At 71.2% G+C, this 16,420-nt stretch carries 13 protein-coding genes; 4 read left to right on the forward strand and 9 right to left on the reverse strand.

Annotated elements, in window-relative coordinates:
* Window positions 1-110 precede the first annotated feature (110 nt).
* Window positions 111-1,172, forward strand: coding sequence for a LacI family DNA-binding transcriptional regulator (locus ACWGPE_RS03605; protein WP_452048167.1), 1,062 nt, complete (start codon window positions 111-113; stop codon window positions 1,170-1,172).
* A 53-nt stretch (window positions 1,173-1,225) separates the two neighbouring features.
* On the opposite strand, the gene ACWGPE_RS03610 is transcribed toward ACWGPE_RS03605, so the two are convergent.
* From ACWGPE_RS03610 to ACWGPE_RS03635, 6 genes are all read right to left on the reverse strand, one after another.
* Entirely contained in the window at window positions 1,226-2,482 is a 1,257-nt protein-coding gene (locus tag ACWGPE_RS03610) for an MFS transporter (RefSeq protein WP_275506280.1), read from the reverse strand.
* Complete coding sequence (locus tag ACWGPE_RS03615; RefSeq protein WP_231432064.1) at window positions 2,479-2,952, reverse strand: MarR family winged helix-turn-helix transcriptional regulator; 474 nt, start codon at window positions 2,950-2,952, stop codon at window positions 2,479-2,481. Before ACWGPE_RS03615 ends, ACWGPE_RS03610 begins: the two co-directional genes overlap by 4 nt.
* 161 nt (window positions 2,953-3,113) lie before the next feature.
* Window positions 3,114-3,497, reverse strand: coding sequence for a 50S ribosomal protein L7/L12 (gene rplL / locus ACWGPE_RS03620; RefSeq protein WP_231432065.1), 384 nt, complete (start codon window positions 3,495-3,497; stop codon window positions 3,114-3,116).
* A 48-nt stretch (window positions 3,498-3,545) separates the two neighbouring features.
* Window positions 3,546-4,034 (reverse strand): 50S ribosomal protein L10, encoded by a 489-nt coding sequence (gene rplJ / locus ACWGPE_RS03625; protein ID WP_231432066.1) that lies wholly within the window; start codon window positions 4,032-4,034, stop codon window positions 3,546-3,548.
* Between the two features lie 365 nt (window positions 4,035-4,399).
* Window positions 4,400-6,331 carry a M64 family metallopeptidase gene (locus tag ACWGPE_RS03630; RefSeq protein ID WP_452048168.1) on the reverse strand — a complete coding sequence of 644 codons (1,932 nt, stop codon included), beginning with the start codon at window positions 6,329-6,331 and terminating at the stop codon, window positions 4,400-4,402.
* A gap of 295 nt (window positions 6,332-6,626) precedes the next feature.
* Entirely contained in the window at window positions 6,627-7,841 is a 1,215-nt protein-coding gene (locus tag ACWGPE_RS03635) for a PucR family transcriptional regulator (RefSeq protein WP_452048169.1), read from the reverse strand.
* A gap of 173 nt (window positions 7,842-8,014) precedes the next feature.
* On the opposite strand from ACWGPE_RS03635, the gene ACWGPE_RS03640 reads away from it, so the two are divergent.
* Both ACWGPE_RS03640 and ACWGPE_RS03645 read left to right on the forward strand, forming a co-directional pair.
* Window positions 8,015-9,736, forward strand: a complete 1,722-nt coding sequence (locus tag ACWGPE_RS03640; protein ID WP_255680021.1) for an MDR family MFS transporter — start codon at window positions 8,015-8,017, stop codon at window positions 9,734-9,736.
* 10 nt (window positions 9,737-9,746) lie between these two features.
* On the forward strand, window positions 9,747-10,184 hold the full coding sequence (locus ACWGPE_RS03645) for a MarR family winged helix-turn-helix transcriptional regulator (RefSeq protein ID WP_231432069.1): 438 nt from the start codon (window positions 9,747-9,749) through the stop codon (window positions 10,182-10,184).
* Window positions 10,185-10,314: 130 nt separating this feature from the next.
* Here the strand turns inward: ACWGPE_RS03645 and ACWGPE_RS03650 are convergent, their stop codons facing one another.
* The 3 genes from ACWGPE_RS03650 to ACWGPE_RS03660 form a co-directional block, all read right to left on the reverse strand.
* Window positions 10,315-12,159 carry a Xaa-Pro dipeptidyl-peptidase gene (locus tag ACWGPE_RS03650; RefSeq protein ID WP_275506278.1) on the reverse strand — a complete coding sequence of 615 codons (1,845 nt, stop codon included), beginning with the start codon at window positions 12,157-12,159 and terminating at the stop codon, window positions 10,315-10,317.
* A 248-nt stretch (window positions 12,160-12,407) separates the two neighbouring features.
* Window positions 12,408-13,997, reverse strand: coding sequence for a sensor histidine kinase (locus ACWGPE_RS03655; protein ID WP_231432071.1), 1,590 nt, complete (start codon window positions 13,995-13,997; stop codon window positions 12,408-12,410).
* A complete protein-coding gene (locus tag ACWGPE_RS03660; protein ID WP_231432072.1) occupies window positions 13,994-14,740 on the reverse strand; it encodes a response regulator transcription factor in 747 nt (248 codons plus the stop codon). The genes ACWGPE_RS03655 and ACWGPE_RS03660 overlap by 4 nt, the downstream gene beginning before the upstream one ends.
* Before the next feature lie 163 nt (window positions 14,741-14,903).
* Between ACWGPE_RS03660 and ACWGPE_RS03665 the strand changes: the two genes are divergently transcribed.
* A complete protein-coding gene (locus ACWGPE_RS03665; protein WP_231432073.1) occupies window positions 14,904-16,418 on the forward strand; it encodes an ABC transporter permease in 1,515 nt (504 codons plus the stop codon).
* Window positions 16,419-16,420 lie beyond the last annotated feature (2 nt).

Raw genomic sequence — 16,420 nt, forward strand, 5'->3', positions numbered from 1 at the left:
ATCGGGACGGATGCCTCGGGGCGGGCGCCGAGGCATCCGCAATCGGTTCCAATCACGGGTCGGCCCGCAGTATGCTCGGCACCGGGACTGCCCGACGGAGGGGGTTGCTGATGGCGGCGATCGGCGATGTCGCCCGCCTGGCCGGAGTGTCGAAGGCGACCGCGTCGCGAGCACTCTCGGGCCGCGGTCACGTCGCGGTCGCCACGCGCCGGCGGGTCGAGGCGGCTGCAGCCGAGATCGGCTACATCGCCTCGCCCGATGCGGCGAGCCTCGTCACCGGCCGCACGAAGAACGTCGGCGTCGTCATCCCGTTCGTCAACCGCTGGTTCTTCGGCGAGGTGCTCGAGGGCATCGAGCGGGCGCTCCTGGCCGCCGGCTACGACCTCACGCTCTACAACGTCGGCGACACGGGGCCGGTGCGCGACCGCGTGTTCGAGTTCTTCCTCGCGCGCAAGCGCGTCGACGCGGTCATCGCCGTCGGCGTCGACCTCACGAGTCGCGAGGCGGAAGGGCTCGAGCAGCGGGGCAAGCCGCTCGTGCGCCTCGGCGGCGGCGAGCCGGGCGGCGCCAGGCTCTCGATCGACGACCGGGCGGTCGGCGCGCTCGCGACCGAGCACCTGCTGCACCTCGGCCACACCCGCGTCGCGCATCTCGCCGGCGCGGGCGCGGCCGCAGCGCCGTGGAGCGTGCACGGCCAGCGTCGGCTGGGCTATCTCGACGCCATCGCGGCGGCCGGGCTCGGCGATGCGGTCGCCGGGAGCGCCGCGGCGGGCGCCGCGTCGGGCGCCGCGGCGACGCTCCTCGAAGGCGAGATGACCATGCCGGGGGGTTACACGGCCGCGCTGCAGCTGCTCGGCAGGCCCGGGCCGCGCGCGACGGCGGTGTTCGCCGCCTCCGACGAGATGGCGTTCGGGGTGATCCGCGCCGCCGAGCGGCTCGGCCTCTCGGTGCCCCGCGACCTCTCGGTGATCGGCGTCGACGGCCACGAGTACGGCGAGATGTTCGGTCTCACGACGATCTCGCAGTCGCCGGGCGACCAGGGCCGGCTGGCCGTCGACGTCGTGCTGCGGCTGCTCGGCGAGGGCGAGCACGCCGACCCGCTGCCCGATTCGGGTGCCCCGCTGCCGACGCGCCTCGTCGTGCGCGCGAGCACGACCGCCCCGGGGCGCTGACACCGGCCGGCTCTCCGCGCCTCGTCACGGACGGGATCGGGTCGTGGCGCGGTTCACGCCGCGTCGCCGACCGAGATCGCCTCGGCCTCGACGAGGGATGACTCGGGTTCGGACTCGACCCGGTCGACCCGGCGCAGCGCGCGGTGCCCGGCGACGACGATCACGAGCGCGACGCCGACCGAGATCGCCGCCGCGTAGTACGGCGCGTCGGGCGAGATGAGGTGGGCGAGCTCGGCCGCCGCGGGCGGGGCGACCGCACCGCCCAGGAACCGCACCGCCGAGTAGGCGCTCGACGCGACCGAGCGCTGCAGGTCGGTCGCCTCCATGACGCACTCGGTGAGCACGGTGTTGAGCACGCCGAGCACGAGACCGCCGACGACGATGCAGACGACGAGCGCCGCGGGGTCGGAGATGAACAGGCCCGCCGCGACGAGGTCGAGCGAGAGCAGCGGCAACGCGATCCAGAGCACGCGGGTGCGCGGCATCCTCGCCGTGAGCAGGGGCGCCACGAAGACCGAGGTGATCGCGAGCGCGAGGCCCCAGCCGAAGAACGTGAAGCCGAGGCCGAGCGCGTCGAAGCCGAGCGGGAACGGCGAGTACGCGAGCAGCACGAAGAAGCCGATGTTGTAGAACAGCGCGGCGGCGGCGAGCACGGCCAGTGCGGGCTGGCGCAGCGCCCGGATGGGCGCCGACAGCCTGGTGGGCTCGGGCCCGGCGGTGGCACCCGCGTCGTCCTTCAGGAACGCGACGATCGCGATGAAGCCGACCGCCATCAGCGCGGCGGTGCCGAAGAACGGGCCCCGCCAGCTGACGTGCCCGAGCAGTCCGCCGAGCAGCGGGCCGATCGCGATGCCGAGACCGAGCGCCGCCTCGTAGAGGATGATCGCCGAGCCGGTGCCGCCCGCTGCGGCGCCGACGATCGTCGCGAGCGCCGTCGAGATGAACAGTGCGTTGCCGAGTCCCCACCCGGCGCGGAACCCGATGACCTCCTCGACGTTCTGCGAGAGGCCGGCCGCCGCGGCGAACACGATGATGAGGCCGAGCCCGATGAGCAGCGTCTTCTTCGCGCCGATGCGGCTCGACAGCCAGCTCGTGCCGAGCATCGCGAGCCCCGTGATGAGCAGGTAGCTCGTGAAGAGCATCTCGGTCTCGGTCGGGGTCGCCTTGAGGCTCTCGGCGATCGCGGGCAGGATCGGGTCGACGAGGCCGATGCCCATGAACGCGATCACGCACGCGAACGCGACGGCCCAGACGGCCTTCGGCTGCTTCAGGATCGATGCGGATGTCTCGTGGCTGGCGTGGCTGGTCACGCGGTCGCTGCTCCATTCCGCGCGGTGTCGTCCGCGCGCTCGATGCGGGTACGGATGACGGCGACCGCTCGGGCGAGCGTCTCGCGCTCGTCGATCGAGAGGTCGTCGAAGTAGGGGGCCATCGCGCCGACGAGCTCGTCGCGCCACGCGTCGAGCGCCTCGAGGCCCGACGGGTCGGCCGAGATGAGCCACGCGCGAGCGTCGTTCGCGTCGGCGATACGGCGGATCCACCCCCGGTCGTCGAGGGTGTGCACGAGCTTCGTCATGGTCGGCTGGCTGACCCGGCTGACGCGGGCGAGTTCGCCGAGGCGCATGGGGCCGAGGTCGCGCAGCACCGCGATGGTGCGCCAGACGGCGGGTGACTCGGCGGACGCCGTCGACGCGGCGGCGAGGCGGGTGAGGCGGTGGTTCACCGAGACGAGATCGCCGATGAGCGCGGTCAGGCTCGACGTGTCGGTGGAAGAATGCATAGCCCAACTATATAGCTAGGCTAAGCAATTGTCGAATGCGTTGCTCCCCCGATTGGGCCCGAGAACGACGGATGCCCCGTGGTCGATGATCGACCACGGGGCATCCGTGTGTTCAGGTGACGCGGTCACCTCAAGCAGCGCGCCCGAAGCGGGCGCCCTGATTACTTGAGGGTGACGGTTGCGCCGGCTTCCTCGAGGGCAGCCTTCGCCTTCTCGGCGGTCTCCTTGTTCGCGCCCTCGAGCACGGCCTTGGGAGCACCGTCGACGACGGCCTTGGCCTCGCCGAGACCGAGCGAGGTGAGCTCGCGGACGGTCTTGATGACCTGGATCTTCTTGTCGCCGGCAGCCTCGAGGATGACGTCGAACGAGTCCTTCTCCTCCTCGGCCTCAGCGGCACCGGCGCCACCGGCAGCGCCGGCGACGGCGACCGGGGCGGCCGCGGTGACTTCGAACTTCTCCTCGAACGCCTTCACGAACTCGCTGAGCTCGACAAGCGTGAGACCAGCGAACTGCTCGAGCAGCTCTTCGGTGGTGAGCTTCGCCATGATGTTTCTCCTAATGGGTGGGGTTTGTAGAACGAGATCGTCGGGCGCTTACGCGGCCTCGGCGGTCTCCAGCTTTTCGCGAAGCGCGTCGATGGTGGCGGCAGCCTTGCCCATCGTCGCCTTCATCATTCCCGCAGCCTTCGCAAGCAGAACCTCACGGCTCTCGAGCGAGGCGTACTTGTTGACCTCGTCGGCGCTGAGGGTCTTGCCCTCGAAGACGCCGCTCTTGATCACGAGATGCGGGTTCGCCTTGGCGAAGTCACGCACGGCCTTGGCAGTGGCGACGAAGTCGCCGTGCACGAAGGCGACGGCGGACGGACCGTTGAGGTCGTCGTCCAGCGTCGTGATCCCCGCGTTGTTGGCGGCGATCTTGGTCAGCGTGTTCTTCACCACGGCGTAGTTCGCGTCCTGACGGATGCTGTTGCGCAGCTCCTTGAGCTGTGCAACCGTCAGGCCGCGGTATTCGGTCAGCAGAACGGCAGTCGAGCTCTCGAACAGGTTCGTGAGTTCGGCAACCGAGGCTTCCTTGTTCGCCATGGCCACTCCTTGTGTACTCAACGCGCATCGCGGAGGCGATGCACGGCCTGGGAGCGCTGGAAGCATGGGGAGAAAGAAAAAAGCTCCGGCGCAGTTGCGCGGAGCTCGGCCGATCACTCGGAAGTCTTCGTCACACCTGCGCGGGCCCTTGCTTTCGCAAGACTTCGGTCGCATGCGCCCGCTTTCACGAGCGCGCACGACAACCAGCGGTCTTCGGCTCCGTCAAGATTAGCGGATGCCTCGGCCCTCGCCAAATCGGCGGGGCGCACCGGCGCACGCGGAAGGGGCACCCGGGGCCCTTCGGCCCCGGGTGCCCCTGCGCGATCAGCCGGACGAGGATGCGCCGATGCGGCGCGTCAGCCCGTTCAGGGGCGCACCTCGACGGTGAACGCCTCGACCGGACCGATGTTGCCCGCGGCATCCGTCGACCGGTACTCGACGCGGTGCTCGCCGTAACCCGGCTCGCGCGCCTGGAACGGCGAGAGCGACATGCCGCCCGTGCCGAGGTTGCCGTAGATGAGGTCGTCGACGTTCGTGCCGGTCGGCGTGAACAGGAACGGCGCATCCGCGTCGGTCGGCCAGCCGTAGTAGTTGTGCCACCCGTCTCCGTCGAGGCGGAACTCGGTCACGAGCGCGCCGGCCTGGTCGTCGCTCGCCGTCAGCTTCATCGTGAACGACTCGTCGACGACGTAGTGCGGCTCGCCGTTCGCGCCGGTCGAGGTCTCGACCGGGGTTCCGACGACCGCCTCGACGGTCGGACCGGTCGCGTCGACCGTCCAGGCGCGGGTCTCGGTCGCCGCGGCGGCCCGCTTCGAGTCGCCGACGGACGCGGTGACCGTGTGCGTACCGGCGGAGAGGTCGAGGTCTGCGAGCTCGAGGGTGCGCGCGTTGTGCGGATTCGGCTGACGCTCGCCGTCGACCGTCCAGATCACGTCGAACACCCGGTCGGGGCGATGCGTGGTCTCGACGTAGAGCACGTCGTCGGAGCCGACGGGGCGCTCGGTCTGGGTCGACTCGGTGAACGCCGGCTCGACGTCGGTCGCCGCTGCGCGGCCGGTGCCCACGGTCCACGAACGCGTCTGGGTCATCGACGCCGAGTCGCGCAGCGCGGGGTCGCGCACGAACGGCGTGTTGTCGACGACGGTGACGGTCACCGTGTCGCCGGGCTTCGCCCTGGTCTTCGCGAGCTCGAGCTGCGTCGTGTTGTGCGGGTTCGGCACCGCCTTGCCGTTGATCGCCCAGGCGACGTCGAGCTCGTGGTAGACGGGGTGGGCGACATCGATCGAGATCACTTCGTCGGCCGCGACCGGCGTCGCCTCGTCGGGCGCTTCCGCGATGAGCGGGATCTTCGACGAGATGCGCTCGGTCATGATCTCGCGGGAGACCTGGTCCATCTGGTATCCGAGGGTCTTCATCATCGAGTGGCGGCTCGGACGGAAGATGCCGGTCGAGTAGTACTGGCCGCCCTCGTAGGCGCCGATGATGCCGCCGGCCTCGCTCGGCTCGCCGAGCCAGCGCCACCACTTGGCCTGCTGCGCGGCCATCTCCTCGACGGTCATGATCGTGTGGTGCTTCGAGCGGGGCTCGCCGCCCGTGTAGTCGCCGGTCGTGATGCCGCGCGTGTAGTAGTCGTACTCGTCGGCGAGGCCGCCGAGCGAGTGCCCGATCTCGTGCGGCGAGATGAGGGCCGAGAGCGAGTTGCCGCCGCTCGCCGTCGCATAGCTGCCGCCCGCGCCGCCGTAGGTGTCGCTGTTCGCGAGGGCGAGCACCTGGTCGACCTTGGGCGCGGCCTTCGCGTACTCGCGGGCCTTCGCGCCGTCCATCGTGATCAGCCGCTGCACGCTGTTCGGGTTGCAGCCGCCCCAGAACGACATCTTGAGCGGAGTGTTCCGTCGGGGCGAGTCGAGCGACGAGTCGCAGCTGATGCCGGACTCGCCCGAGATGATCTCGACCGCGTAGACGTTGAAGTAGTTGCGGTAGCTCTTGTACGGTTCGATGCTCCACATCGTCTCGAGGTGCTTCTCGACCTGCTCGCGGAAGAGCGGCTGCTCGTCGGCGGTGTAGCCGTCGCCGAGGATCACGAGCGAGAACCGCTCGGAGGGGTCGCCCGTCACCTGGATCGGGACGAGCGTCGAGCTGCCGACGGCGGGCTCGTCGGCGTTCGCGGACTGGGCCGTGGCGACGGTCAGGCCGGTGGCGAGCACTGCGGCGAGCGCGAGGGCGCCGGCGCGACGACGCGCCGGGCGCGACGTGACGGCTCGCGGCACGGCCGGCGGGGCGAGCGGTTGGGCGTTCATGCGATGGTTCCCTTCATCTGGATGTCCCGCGGCGCGACGTTGCGTCGCGGTCGGAAGATCGGCGCATGGGTGGCGCGACGAACCGCTCCCCCGCCGCGGTGACGGCGGGTGGTGCTCTTCTCGTCGGGCGACGCGGCCGGCCTTCAGCCCGTGCTGGATCCGCCGCGTGCCCGTTCTTGCCCGTGTCAGGTGACTCACAGCCTAGGAACCCCTCGGCGCCCGGTCATCGATCAACTGTCGAGCAACCACGAGCTCCGGTGCGACGATCGTCGTACGAGACCGGCGACGGATCCCGTCAGGCCGTGAGGTTCGGCTCGATGGCCGCCGCGACCTCGATGCGGCGCAGGAGCAGCGCGAGATGGAGCCCGAGGTGCTCGAGCCCGTCGTGCAGGTCGATGCCGAGGATGCGCTCGACGCGGGCGAGCCGGTGGTAGACCGTCGCCCGGTGCACGTTCAGCCGTCCCGCGACGTCGCGGAGCCGACCTCCGTGCCGGAAGTACGCCTCGAGCGTCTCGAGGAGCACGTCTCCGTCGCGCTCGTCGAGAAGGCTCGCGAGTCCGGTCGAGAAGTCCGCCGAGCGCACGCCCAGCGCGGCCGCGGACTGCAGGCCGCGGTACACGCCGAGCTCGTCCCAGGCGACGGCGGGCCCCCGCAGTCGGAAGGCCGTGGCGATCGCGAGCGCGCGCTGCGCCTCGCGGTGGCTCCGGGCCGAGTCGGGCAGGTGCACGACGGCGCCGCCGATCGCGACGAGCGGGTCGCCCAGGGGGCCGCCGCCGCGCGCAGCGGCCGACCGCAGTCGCTCGACGACGGCGTCCACGGCCGGGTGCAGCCGCCCGCCGTCGTCCGGCACGATGAGCACCACGCCGCCGGCGGTCACGAGGGTGAGCGGGCCGAGGTCCGCGAGCGCCCGGCGGATGCGGCGCTCGGCAGCCTCGAGGTCCTCGCGGCTGAGCGCGCCGGGATCGCGGGTGGTCAGGAGGTAGGCGCGGAGGGCGCCCGAGGCGTCGATGTCGCCCGACGCGACCAGCTCGTCGGCCGCGAGGAGGCGCTCGCGCGCCTCGCCCATGAGCAGCACGCGAGTGCGCTCCGCCCTGCGGGCCGACTCGTCGTCGCGCAACGAGAGCACGCGGGCCCATTCCTCGGCCAGGCGCACGGCGAGCTCACCGGCTCGAGCGACCTCCTCCGGCGACATCGCGTCGGGCTCCTCGATGAGCCAGAGATGCGCGCGCGCACCGTCCTGGGTGCGGATCGGGACGTAGAGCCGCTGCAGCATGCCGAGGCCGGGATTGCGCGGCACGTGCATGGTCTCCTCGGAGCGGTAGACCCCGAGTCCCGCGAGCCAGGAATGCACGCCCGGACCGGCGTGGTGCTCGAGGATCGAGCGGCGCCGCACCTCGTCGATGACCTCGGACTGCGGGCTGAAGGCGACGACGCGATACCGGCCGTCCTCGAGGAGCGCCGGCCGGCCGAGTTCGCGGGCGATGAGATTGACGAGCTGACTGACGGTCACCGGCTGCCTCCGAGGTGCACCGCGCAGGGGGATTCCCACGGGGGTACGCGACGCATCTGGGATCTCAGGATACCGGCCGGATCCTGAGGAATAGTTGACCTGAGTCGATAGTTGATAAAGATCAACGAAACGTATATAGTTGACCGTAATCAACTTTCTGTGAGGATCTCCCCTTGACTGCAACACTCCCGAACGACACCGAGGCGCAGCGCTCGCCGCGCGAGGTGTTCACGGCCCTCTCGGGCCTCATCATGGGCATGTTCGTCGCCGTGCTCTCGGGCACGGTCGTCTCGACCTCGATGCCCGTCATCATCGCCGACCTCGGCGGCGACCAGGCCGCCTACACCTGGGTCATCACGGCGAGCCTGCTCGCCACCGCCGTCTCGACCCCGATCTGGGGCAAGCTCGCCGACCTCGTCGACCGCAAGATGCTGCTGCAGCTCGCGCTCGGCCTCTTCGTCGCGGGCACCGTCATCGCCGGCTTCTCGCAGGACACGGGCATGCTCATCGCCGTGCGCGTCGTACAGGGCCTCGGCGCCGGCGGCCTGATGTCGCTCGTCATGATCGCCGTCGCGCTCATCATCTCGCCGCGCGAGCGCGGCAAGTACATGGGTGTCGTCGGCGGCATCATGGCGCTCGCCACGATCGGCGGGCCGCTGCTCGGCGGCGTCATCACCGACGCGTTCGGCTGGCGCGCCAACTTCTTCATCGGCGTGCCCTTCGCCGTGCTCGCGATCATTCTCATCCAGCGCACGCTGCACCTGCCGAAGCCGAACCGCGAGCGGGTCAAGATCGACTACCTCGGCGCCATCCTGCTCACCGTCGGCGTCTCGCTGCTGCTCATCTGGGTGTCGATGGGCGGCAACCAGTTCGACTGGGACTCGGTCGAGAGCTTCGTCGTCATCGGCATCTCCGCCGCCGCGATCATCGGCTTCGTCATCGCCGAGTTCTTCGTCGAGGAGCCCATCGTGCCGATGAGCCTCTTCGCGAACCGCACCTTCACCCTCGCCGTGATCGCGTCGATCTCGGTCGGCGTCGCGATGTTCGCGACGAGCGTCTTCCTCGCGCAGTACTTCCAGCTGGCGCGCGGCGCCACCCCGACCGAGTCGGGCCTCATGACCATCCCGATGATCGTCGGCCAGATGGGCGCCTCGATCGGCATCGGCGCGCTCGTGAGCCGCTTCGGCAAGTGGAAGGGCTGGATGCTGCTGGGCTCCGTGCTCGTGACCGCCGGCGTGACCGCCATGGCGACCCTGCAGTACGACACCGAGTTCGCGCTCGTCTCGGTCTACATGTTCGTGCTCGGCGCCGGCCTCGGCATGGTCATGCAGAACCTGACCCTGATCGTGCAGAACGACACGCCCGCCTCGCAGCTCGGCGCCGCGAGCTCGAACGTGAACTTCTTCCGCTCGATCGCCGGCACCATCGGCGTGACGGTCATGGGCTCGGTGCTCGCCACCCAGGTGACGACGCACATCACGAGCAGCCTCGCGAAGTTCACGCCGACCTCGCCCGACGAGATCGACGCGCTCAAGTCGCTCGCGACCGGCGACCTGCCCAAGGTCTCGGAGCTGCCCGACACGATCCGCGTGATCGTGGAGAGCTCGTACGGCCAGGGCATCGCCGACGTGTTCATCATCGCGATCCCCCTCGCCGTGCTGAGCCTCATCGCGATCGCGTTCCTGCCGAACAAGCCGCTGTCGACGAAGAATGCCGCGCAGACCCTCGCCGAGGAGGCGGAGCAGGTCGCCATCGACCTCGCCGAGGCCGAGATCGGCGCGCCGGTCACCTCGTCGCTGCAGGTCGTCGAGGGCTCGGATGCCGCGACCGGCGCCGACCGCGAGGCATCCGCCCGCTCGTCGGCGACGGCCACAGCGCAGGAGGCGCGCAAGTAGCATGATCGCCATGACCTCCCCCTCCCTCGACGAGGCCATCGCCCGCGTCGAAGAGCAACTCGGCCTCGTCTTCAACCGTGCCCGCACGGTCTGGAAGGAGGCGGCGCAGCAGATCCACCCCGAGCTGAACCCGGCCGGGTACAAGCTGCTCTCGACGATCGTGCGACTGGGCTCGTCGAACGCGCATCAGCTCGCGGAGCTCTTCGACATGGACAAGAGCGTCGTGAGCCGCCAGGTGCGCATCCTCGAGGAGGACGGGCTGGTCGTGAGCCGCCCCGACGAGCGAGACGGCCGGGTGCGGGTGCTCGAGCCCACCCCGTTCGCGGTCGAGCGGGTCGCGGCCCTGCGGGTGAAGAACCAGGCACGGCTCCACGAAGCGCTCAGCGAGCGCTCCGTGTCCGAGCTCGAGACCTTCGCCGAGATGCTGAAGGTGCTGTCGGAGGCCTGAGCCTCCGGGCGGACCTCCCCCCGCCGCCCGGACCGCGCCGGACGGACTCCCCCGCCGTTCCGGCCGCGACGAAGGAGCGTATCGAGACCCGCCGGGGTCCCGATACGCTCCTTCTGCGTCTCCGTCGCGCTCAGCCCGCGTGCAGCGACGCCTGCAGGGCCTCCATGCCGCCGACGAGCGGCAGGTGCACGGTCGACTTCGACGGGTCGAGCGTGAGCGTCGTGCCCGGCGCCGGGCGCACCGTGTACTCCTGGTCGCTCGAGAGCACGACGACGCCGATCTGCGAGCCCGCCGAGAACACGTAGTCCTTCGGCTGCAGGTCGAACGCGAAGTCGTACGCCACCCCGGGGGCGACGGGCGTCGTCACCGCGTCGGAGTCGCGGTTCTCGACGTCCATCCAGCCCCGCGTGATGATCTTCGGGGCTCCCGTCAGCGGGTACTCGACGAGGAGGGCGGTGAGGTTCGCCTTCGGCCGGTCGACCGCGATCCGCAGCGAGACCGTCGGCGTGCCCGAGAGCCGCAGCGGCTCGCCGAGCGCCGCCGTGCGGTACGCGAGCCGGTTCGGCGACGATGCGGCGGCGGCCAGGTCGGCGGCGCGGATGCCCGCGTCGTCGACGAGGTCCTCGGTCGCCTTCGATCCGTTGCGCGACGCGGCGAGCGCGCCGACGCCGTCGGCCTCGACGGCGGGCGCGAGCTTGAGCTTCACGTCCTCCGTCGCCGGGTCGGGCCACTCGGGGTACTCGGTGAGGGTGCGGTCCTCGCGCACGACGTACGCCTTCGGCAACTGCTCGACGCCGTTCTCGACGTCGTACAGGTACCGCGTGAACCAGCGGTTGAGCAGCGTGTCGTTCGGGTTGCCGCCGTGGCCGCCCTGGTGCAGGTAGATCTGGTGCGGCACGCCGTTCGCCTTGAGCTCCTCGTAGAGCGCGGAGGCGTTCTTCGTCATGACGTTCCAGTCGTTGAGCCCGTGCGCGACGAGGGTCGCCGCGCTGATGCGGTCGGCGTTCGCGAGGTAGTTCCGCTCCTCCCAGAACGCGCTGCGGTCGCCGGTCGCGCGGTCCTGGTTCGCCCGCAGCTCGTCGATGACCGGCTGGCAGATCTCCTGGTCGAACCGGGTGTACACGTAGTCGGCGAGCACGTCGAGGTCCTCGCCCTGGTATCCGCCCGGTGCGCGGACCGCGCCGTTCGCGCGGTAGTAGTCGTACCAGTCGGAGATCGCCGAGACGGGCACGATCGCGTCGAGTCCCTCGACGCCCGTCGACGCGACGCCGATCGGCAGCGTGCCGTTGTACGACGTCCCGATCATGCCGACGCTGCCGGTCGTCCAGTCGGCCGCGACCTCGGTTGCGCGGTCGGGCTTCGTGTACGCCTTCGCGCGGCCGTTCAGCCAGTCGACGACGGCCTTGCCGGCGAGCGACTCGTTCACCCCGCCCGAGGTGGGGCAGCCCTCCGACCAGCCGCTGCCGAAGCCCTCGGCGTGCACGACGGCGAAGCCGCGGGGCACCCACGTGTTCTCGAGCGAGCGAGAGATGGTCGGGCTCGTGCGGTTCGTCGGCTGGTACGCGGGCCACGGGTCCTTCGTCGAGGGCGGGTCTCCGATCTCGTGGTCGACCGACCAGTTCGTCACCTGCGAGCCGCCTGCGTAGTACGGGCTCAGCTCCATGATGACCGGCACGTCGAGGCCGTCGGTCTCGGTCTCGGGCACTCGGCTGACGTCGATGTGCACGAGGTCGGGCCGCCCGTCGCGGTCTGAGTCGACCTCGCTCTCGACCCAGGCCTCCTCGTTGACCCACTCGGCCGAGTTCTTCGTGAAGACGGCTTGCGAGAGGCCGTCGACGAAGGTCGGATCAGTCGGGTCGGGGCTCGCGTACGCGGGCGAGGCGGCCGCGAGGCCGGCGCCGGCGATCACGGCGGTGAGCAGGGCTGCGGTGCGGATGGTGCGTCGTCGTGCGGTGGTGGGTACCGCTGAAGACATGCGGATGCTCCTTCGGTCATGCCGGGGCCACGGCCTCCACCCGCGTCTCTGCGCGGTGCCACGACCCCGTGGCTCCTCCACACGCTAGGGGTGCAGGCGCGCGACACGCCAGAGATGGTCGGATGTCTGTCCGGCGGCCGCACCCGTCGCCTCCGGTCCTCGTGTCGCGACGGGCACGTTCGCACGACACCCGTCGCACGGCGCCCGCACGCCGTGTTCCGGTGAGGACTGCCGGTCGTTCGATCGGGCTACGACGCGGGCGTCGCCCCGGCGAGCGGCAGATCGACCGTGAAGACCGTGCGGCCGGGCTTCGACTCGACCGACACCGTGCCGTGCTGCGCCTCGACCACCGCGCGCACGATCGCGAGCCCGAGGCCGGTCGACCCGGCGCGGCGCGAGCGCGAGGCATCCCCTCGTGCGAAGCGCTCGAACAGGCGGTCGCGCAGCCCCTCGTCGATGCCTGGGCCGTCGTCGGCGATCTGGAGCCTCGCGCGCCCGTCGACCTCGGTGAGGGTCGCCGACACGGCGGTGCCGGCGGGCGTGTGCACGCGCGCGTTCGCGAGCAGGTTGGCCAGCACCTGGCGCAGTCGTGCGTCGTCGCCCGAGACCTCGACGGGCGACTCCCCCGCGTCGACCGACCAGTCGTGATCGGGTCCTGCGGCCTGGGCGTCGCCGACGGCGTCGACGACGATCGCCCGCAGGTCGACGGTCGAGTGCACGAGTTCGCGCCCCTCGTCGAGCCGGGCGAGCAGCAGCAGGTCCTCGACGAGCTCGGTCATGCGCACCGACTCCGACTCGATGCGCGAGAGCGCATGCATCACGTCCTCGGGCAGCTGGCCGCCGTGCAGCCGCGTGAGCTCGGCGTACCCGCGGATCGATGCGAGCGGCGTGCGCAGCTCGTGCGAGGCGTCGGCGACGAAGCGGCGCACCTTCTGCTCGCTCTGCTCGCGCGCCGTCAGGGCGGATGCCACGTGCCCCAGCATGCGGTTGAAGGCGGCGCCGAGCCGGCCGACCTCGGTGCGCTCGTCGCCGACGTCGACCCGCTCGGCGAGCGCGACGTCGCCGCGGTCGAGCGGCAGTTCCGACACTCGCTGGGCGGTCTCGGTGACGCGCGCGAGCGGGCTGAGGGCACGGGTGACGATGAGCGAGCCGAGCGCGAGCGCGGCGGCGAGCCCCGCGAGCGCGACGATCGTGATCGTGATCGCGAGCTGCGAGGTCGCGGCGCCGACCTCGGCGAGGGGCAGTGCGAGGACGATCGAGACGCCGTCCCACTCGGCCTCCTCGACGGCGAGCGCACGGTAGTCGCCGTACTCGCCGACCTTGATCGAATGGGGCTGCCCGTCGGCCGGCACCGCCGCGAGGGCGTTCGCCACGTGGTCGGGAAGGTCGAGCACGCGACCGCCCTCGGTGATGTAGCCGGCCCGTGCCTCGCCCTCGCGCGGCACGAGGGCGGCGAGCGTGCCGGCCTCCTGGCCGGGAACGTTCAGCACGAGTCCCGGTGCGGCGTCGGGGTCGCCGGGGAACCCGGGCGGCTGCCCGGCGATGGCGACGTTCGCGCGCGAGATCGCCGAGTCGAGGTTGGCGTCGAGCCGGGCGACCGACGAGCTGTGGAACACCGCGACGCTCACGACGCCGACGACGGCGCTCACCGCGACGAGCAGCGATGCGACGATGACGAGGAGCCGGCGACGCAGGGTCCAGGGGCGGCGGTGCGCGGCATCCGCGTCGTTCGTCGCCGTGTCGTCGCCCTGGCCGGCCGACCCGCCGGCGCCGTGGTCGCGGGCGGTGGCCTCCCGGCGAGCCGCCGCCGCGTATCCGGGATCGCCGGGGCGCGTCATCCCGCCGCCTTCAGCATGTAGCCGGCGCCGCGAACCGTGTGGATCATGGGTGCCCGGCCCGCGTCGATCTTCTTGCGCAGGTACGAGATGTAGAGCTCGACCACCGTCTCCTTGCCGCCGAAGTCGTACGACCACACGCGATCGAGGATCTGCGCCTTCGAGAGCACGCGGCGGGGATTGCGCATGAGGTAGCGCAGCAGCTCGAACTCGGTCGCGGTGAGCTCGATCGGCTCTCCCGCGCGGGCGACCTCGTAGGAGTCCTCGTCGAGGGTGAGGTCGCCGACGGTCAGCACCGGGTCCTTCGCCTGCGCGAGGGTGAGCGTCGAGCGGCGGATGAGCCCGCGCAGCCGGGCGACGACCTCTTCGAGGCTGAACGGCTTCGTGACGTAGTCGTCGCCGCCCGCGGTGAGCCCGGCGATGCGGTCGTCGAGCGAGTCCTTCGCGGTGAGGAACAGCACGGGGGTCTCGGTGCCGTCGGCGCGCACCCGCTGCAGCACCTCGAGCCCGTCGATGTCGGGCAGCATGATGTCGAGCACGATCGCATCTGGACGGAACTCGCGCGCGATCCGCACGGCGCTCTGGCCGTCGGCGGCGGTGCGCACGTCCCAGCCCTCGTACTTGAGCGCCATCCTGAGCAGCTCGGTGAGCGAGTGCTCGTCGTCGACGACGAGCACCCGCACCATCGACCCGTCGCCCTTGGCGATCGCGGGGGCACGGTGCGGGGCGGCGGGCGTCGAGCTCATGGTTCCAGTATCCGCACCGAGCTATGCGATTCCTATGGCTCGCCTGTGCGATTCCGGATGCCTCGGCCCCGGCCGATGCATGGCCGACGCATAGCGGCGCCAAAGCGACGCCACAGCGCGCGCTCCTAGCGTCGGTCCCGACCCCATCGACGAGAGGACCCCCATGTTCTTCACCTACCTCCGGCGCGAGCTCGCGGGCCGCCGCAGGCAGACCGCGATCATCGCGATCGGCATGGCGCTCGCCATCGCCCTCGTCATGATCGTGAACGCCGTCTCGACGGGCGTGCGCGATGCGCAGGCCCAGGTACTGCAGTCGGTCTACGGCGTCGGCACCGACCTCACGGTGACGGCGACCCCCGCCGCACCGGGCGAGGGGGACGGGCCGCAGCGCTTCGAGTTCGGCGCCGACGACGGCGAGACCGCCGACGGCTCGACCTCGATCAGCCAGTCGCGCCTCACCTCGGGCCCGGGCTCGCAGACATTCGACGCGTCGTCGCTCGACACCGTGCAGGGCCTCGGCGGCGTCTCGGCGGCCGCGGCGACGCTCGCGCTCGAGAACGTCACGTTCTCGGGCGAGCTGCCCGACTTCTCGGCGCAGCAGGACGGCACCGACCGGGTGGCACCGGGCGACGGCACCGGCGAGCAGCCCCCGCAGGGCGGGTTCGACGGCGCCGGCGGCAGCGCCTTCGACGTCGACCGGGTCAGCGTGCTCGGCGTCGATCCGGCCGGCGCCGCGGTCGGCCCGCTGTCGTCGGTCGAACTGGCCGACGGCCGCGGCCTCGAGTCGGGCGACACCGGTCAGGCCGTCGTCGTGCTCGACGCGACCTACGCGACGAGCGCCGAACTCGCGGTCGGCGACACGATCGACCTCGGGGGCACGGACTTCGAGGTGGTCGGCACGGTCGCCTCGACGTCGGCCGACGCGACGACCGCGTCGAACGCGTACATCCCGCTCGACCTCGCCCAGTCGATCTCGGGCCAGGACGGCATGATCAGCGACCTCTACGTGCAGGCGGACTCGTCGGATCGGATCGACGCCGTGCAGGCCGAGATCGAGGAGGCGCTGCCCGACGCCACGGTGTCGACGCAGGCCGACCTCGCCTCGCAGGTCTCGGGATCGCTGTCGACCGCGTCGAGCCTCATCTCGAACCTCGGCCTGTGGGTCTCGCTCGCCGTGCTGGTCGCCGCGTTCCTCATCGCGATCCTCTTCACGATCCAGGGGGTCACCCGGCGCACCCGCGAGTTCGGCACGCTCAAGGCGATCGGCTGGCGAAACGGCCGGATCGTCGGGCAGGTCGCGGGCGAGTCGCTCGTGCAGGGCCTCATCGGCGGGGCCGCGGGCCTCGTCATCGGCCTCGCCGGCATCTGGATCGTGAACCTCATGGGGCTCACGCTCGGCGGCAGCGCCGGCGGCATCACGGCCGGCGGCCCGGGCGGTGCGGCGATGCAGGGGGCGGATGCCTCGGGCGCGATGCCCGGCGGCATGGCCGGCGGCCCGTTCGGCGCCGCCGCGGCGACCCAGACGACCACCGAGGTCGTGCTGAACGCGCCGGTGACGGTGGGCGTCATCGCGATCGCGATCGGCCTCGCCGTGCTCGGGGGCCTCGCCGCCGGCGCGATCGGCGGCTGGCGGGCCTCGCGCCTGCGCCCGGCGGAAGCGCTGCGGAGCGTCGCATGACC

Source organism: Agromyces sp. NPDC055658 (assembly GCF_053618155.1).

What these genes read in the sequence shown, in the direction of transcription:
- ACWGPE_RS03605 (WP_452048167.1), top strand. Translation starts at nt 111, where the DNA reads ATGGCGGCGATCGGCGATGTCGCCCGCCTGGCCGGAGTGTCGAAGGCG.
- ACWGPE_RS03615 (WP_231432064.1), bottom strand. Translation starts at nt 2,952, where the DNA reads ATGCATTCTTCCACCGACACGTCGAGCCTGACCGCGCTCATCGGCGAT.
- rplL (WP_231432065.1), bottom strand. Translation starts at nt 3,497, where the DNA reads ATGGCGAAGCTCACCACCGAAGAGCTGCTCGAGCAGTTCGCTGGTCTC.
- rplJ (WP_231432066.1), bottom strand. Translation starts at nt 4,034, where the DNA reads ATGGCGAACAAGGAAGCCTCGGTTGCCGAACTCACGAACCTGTTCGAG.
- ACWGPE_RS03630 (WP_452048168.1), bottom strand. Translation starts at nt 6,331, where the DNA reads ATGAACGCCCAACCGCTCGCCCCGCCGGCCGTGCCGCGAGCCGTCACG.
- ACWGPE_RS03645 (WP_231432069.1), top strand. Translation starts at nt 9,747, where the DNA reads ATGACCTCCCCCTCCCTCGACGAGGCCATCGCCCGCGTCGAAGAGCAA.
- ACWGPE_RS03650 (WP_275506278.1), bottom strand. Translation starts at nt 12,159, where the DNA reads ATGTCTTCAGCGGTACCCACCACCGCACGACGACGCACCATCCGCACC.
- ACWGPE_RS03655 (WP_231432071.1), bottom strand. Translation starts at nt 13,997, where the DNA reads ATGACGCGCCCCGGCGATCCCGGATACGCGGCGGCGGCTCGCCGGGAG.
- ACWGPE_RS03660 (WP_231432072.1), bottom strand. Translation starts at nt 14,740, where the DNA reads ATGAGCTCGACGCCCGCCGCCCCGCACCGTGCCCCCGCGATCGCCAAG.
- ACWGPE_RS03665 (WP_231432073.1), top strand. Translation starts at nt 14,904, where the DNA reads ATGTTCTTCACCTACCTCCGGCGCGAGCTCGCGGGCCGCCGCAGGCAG.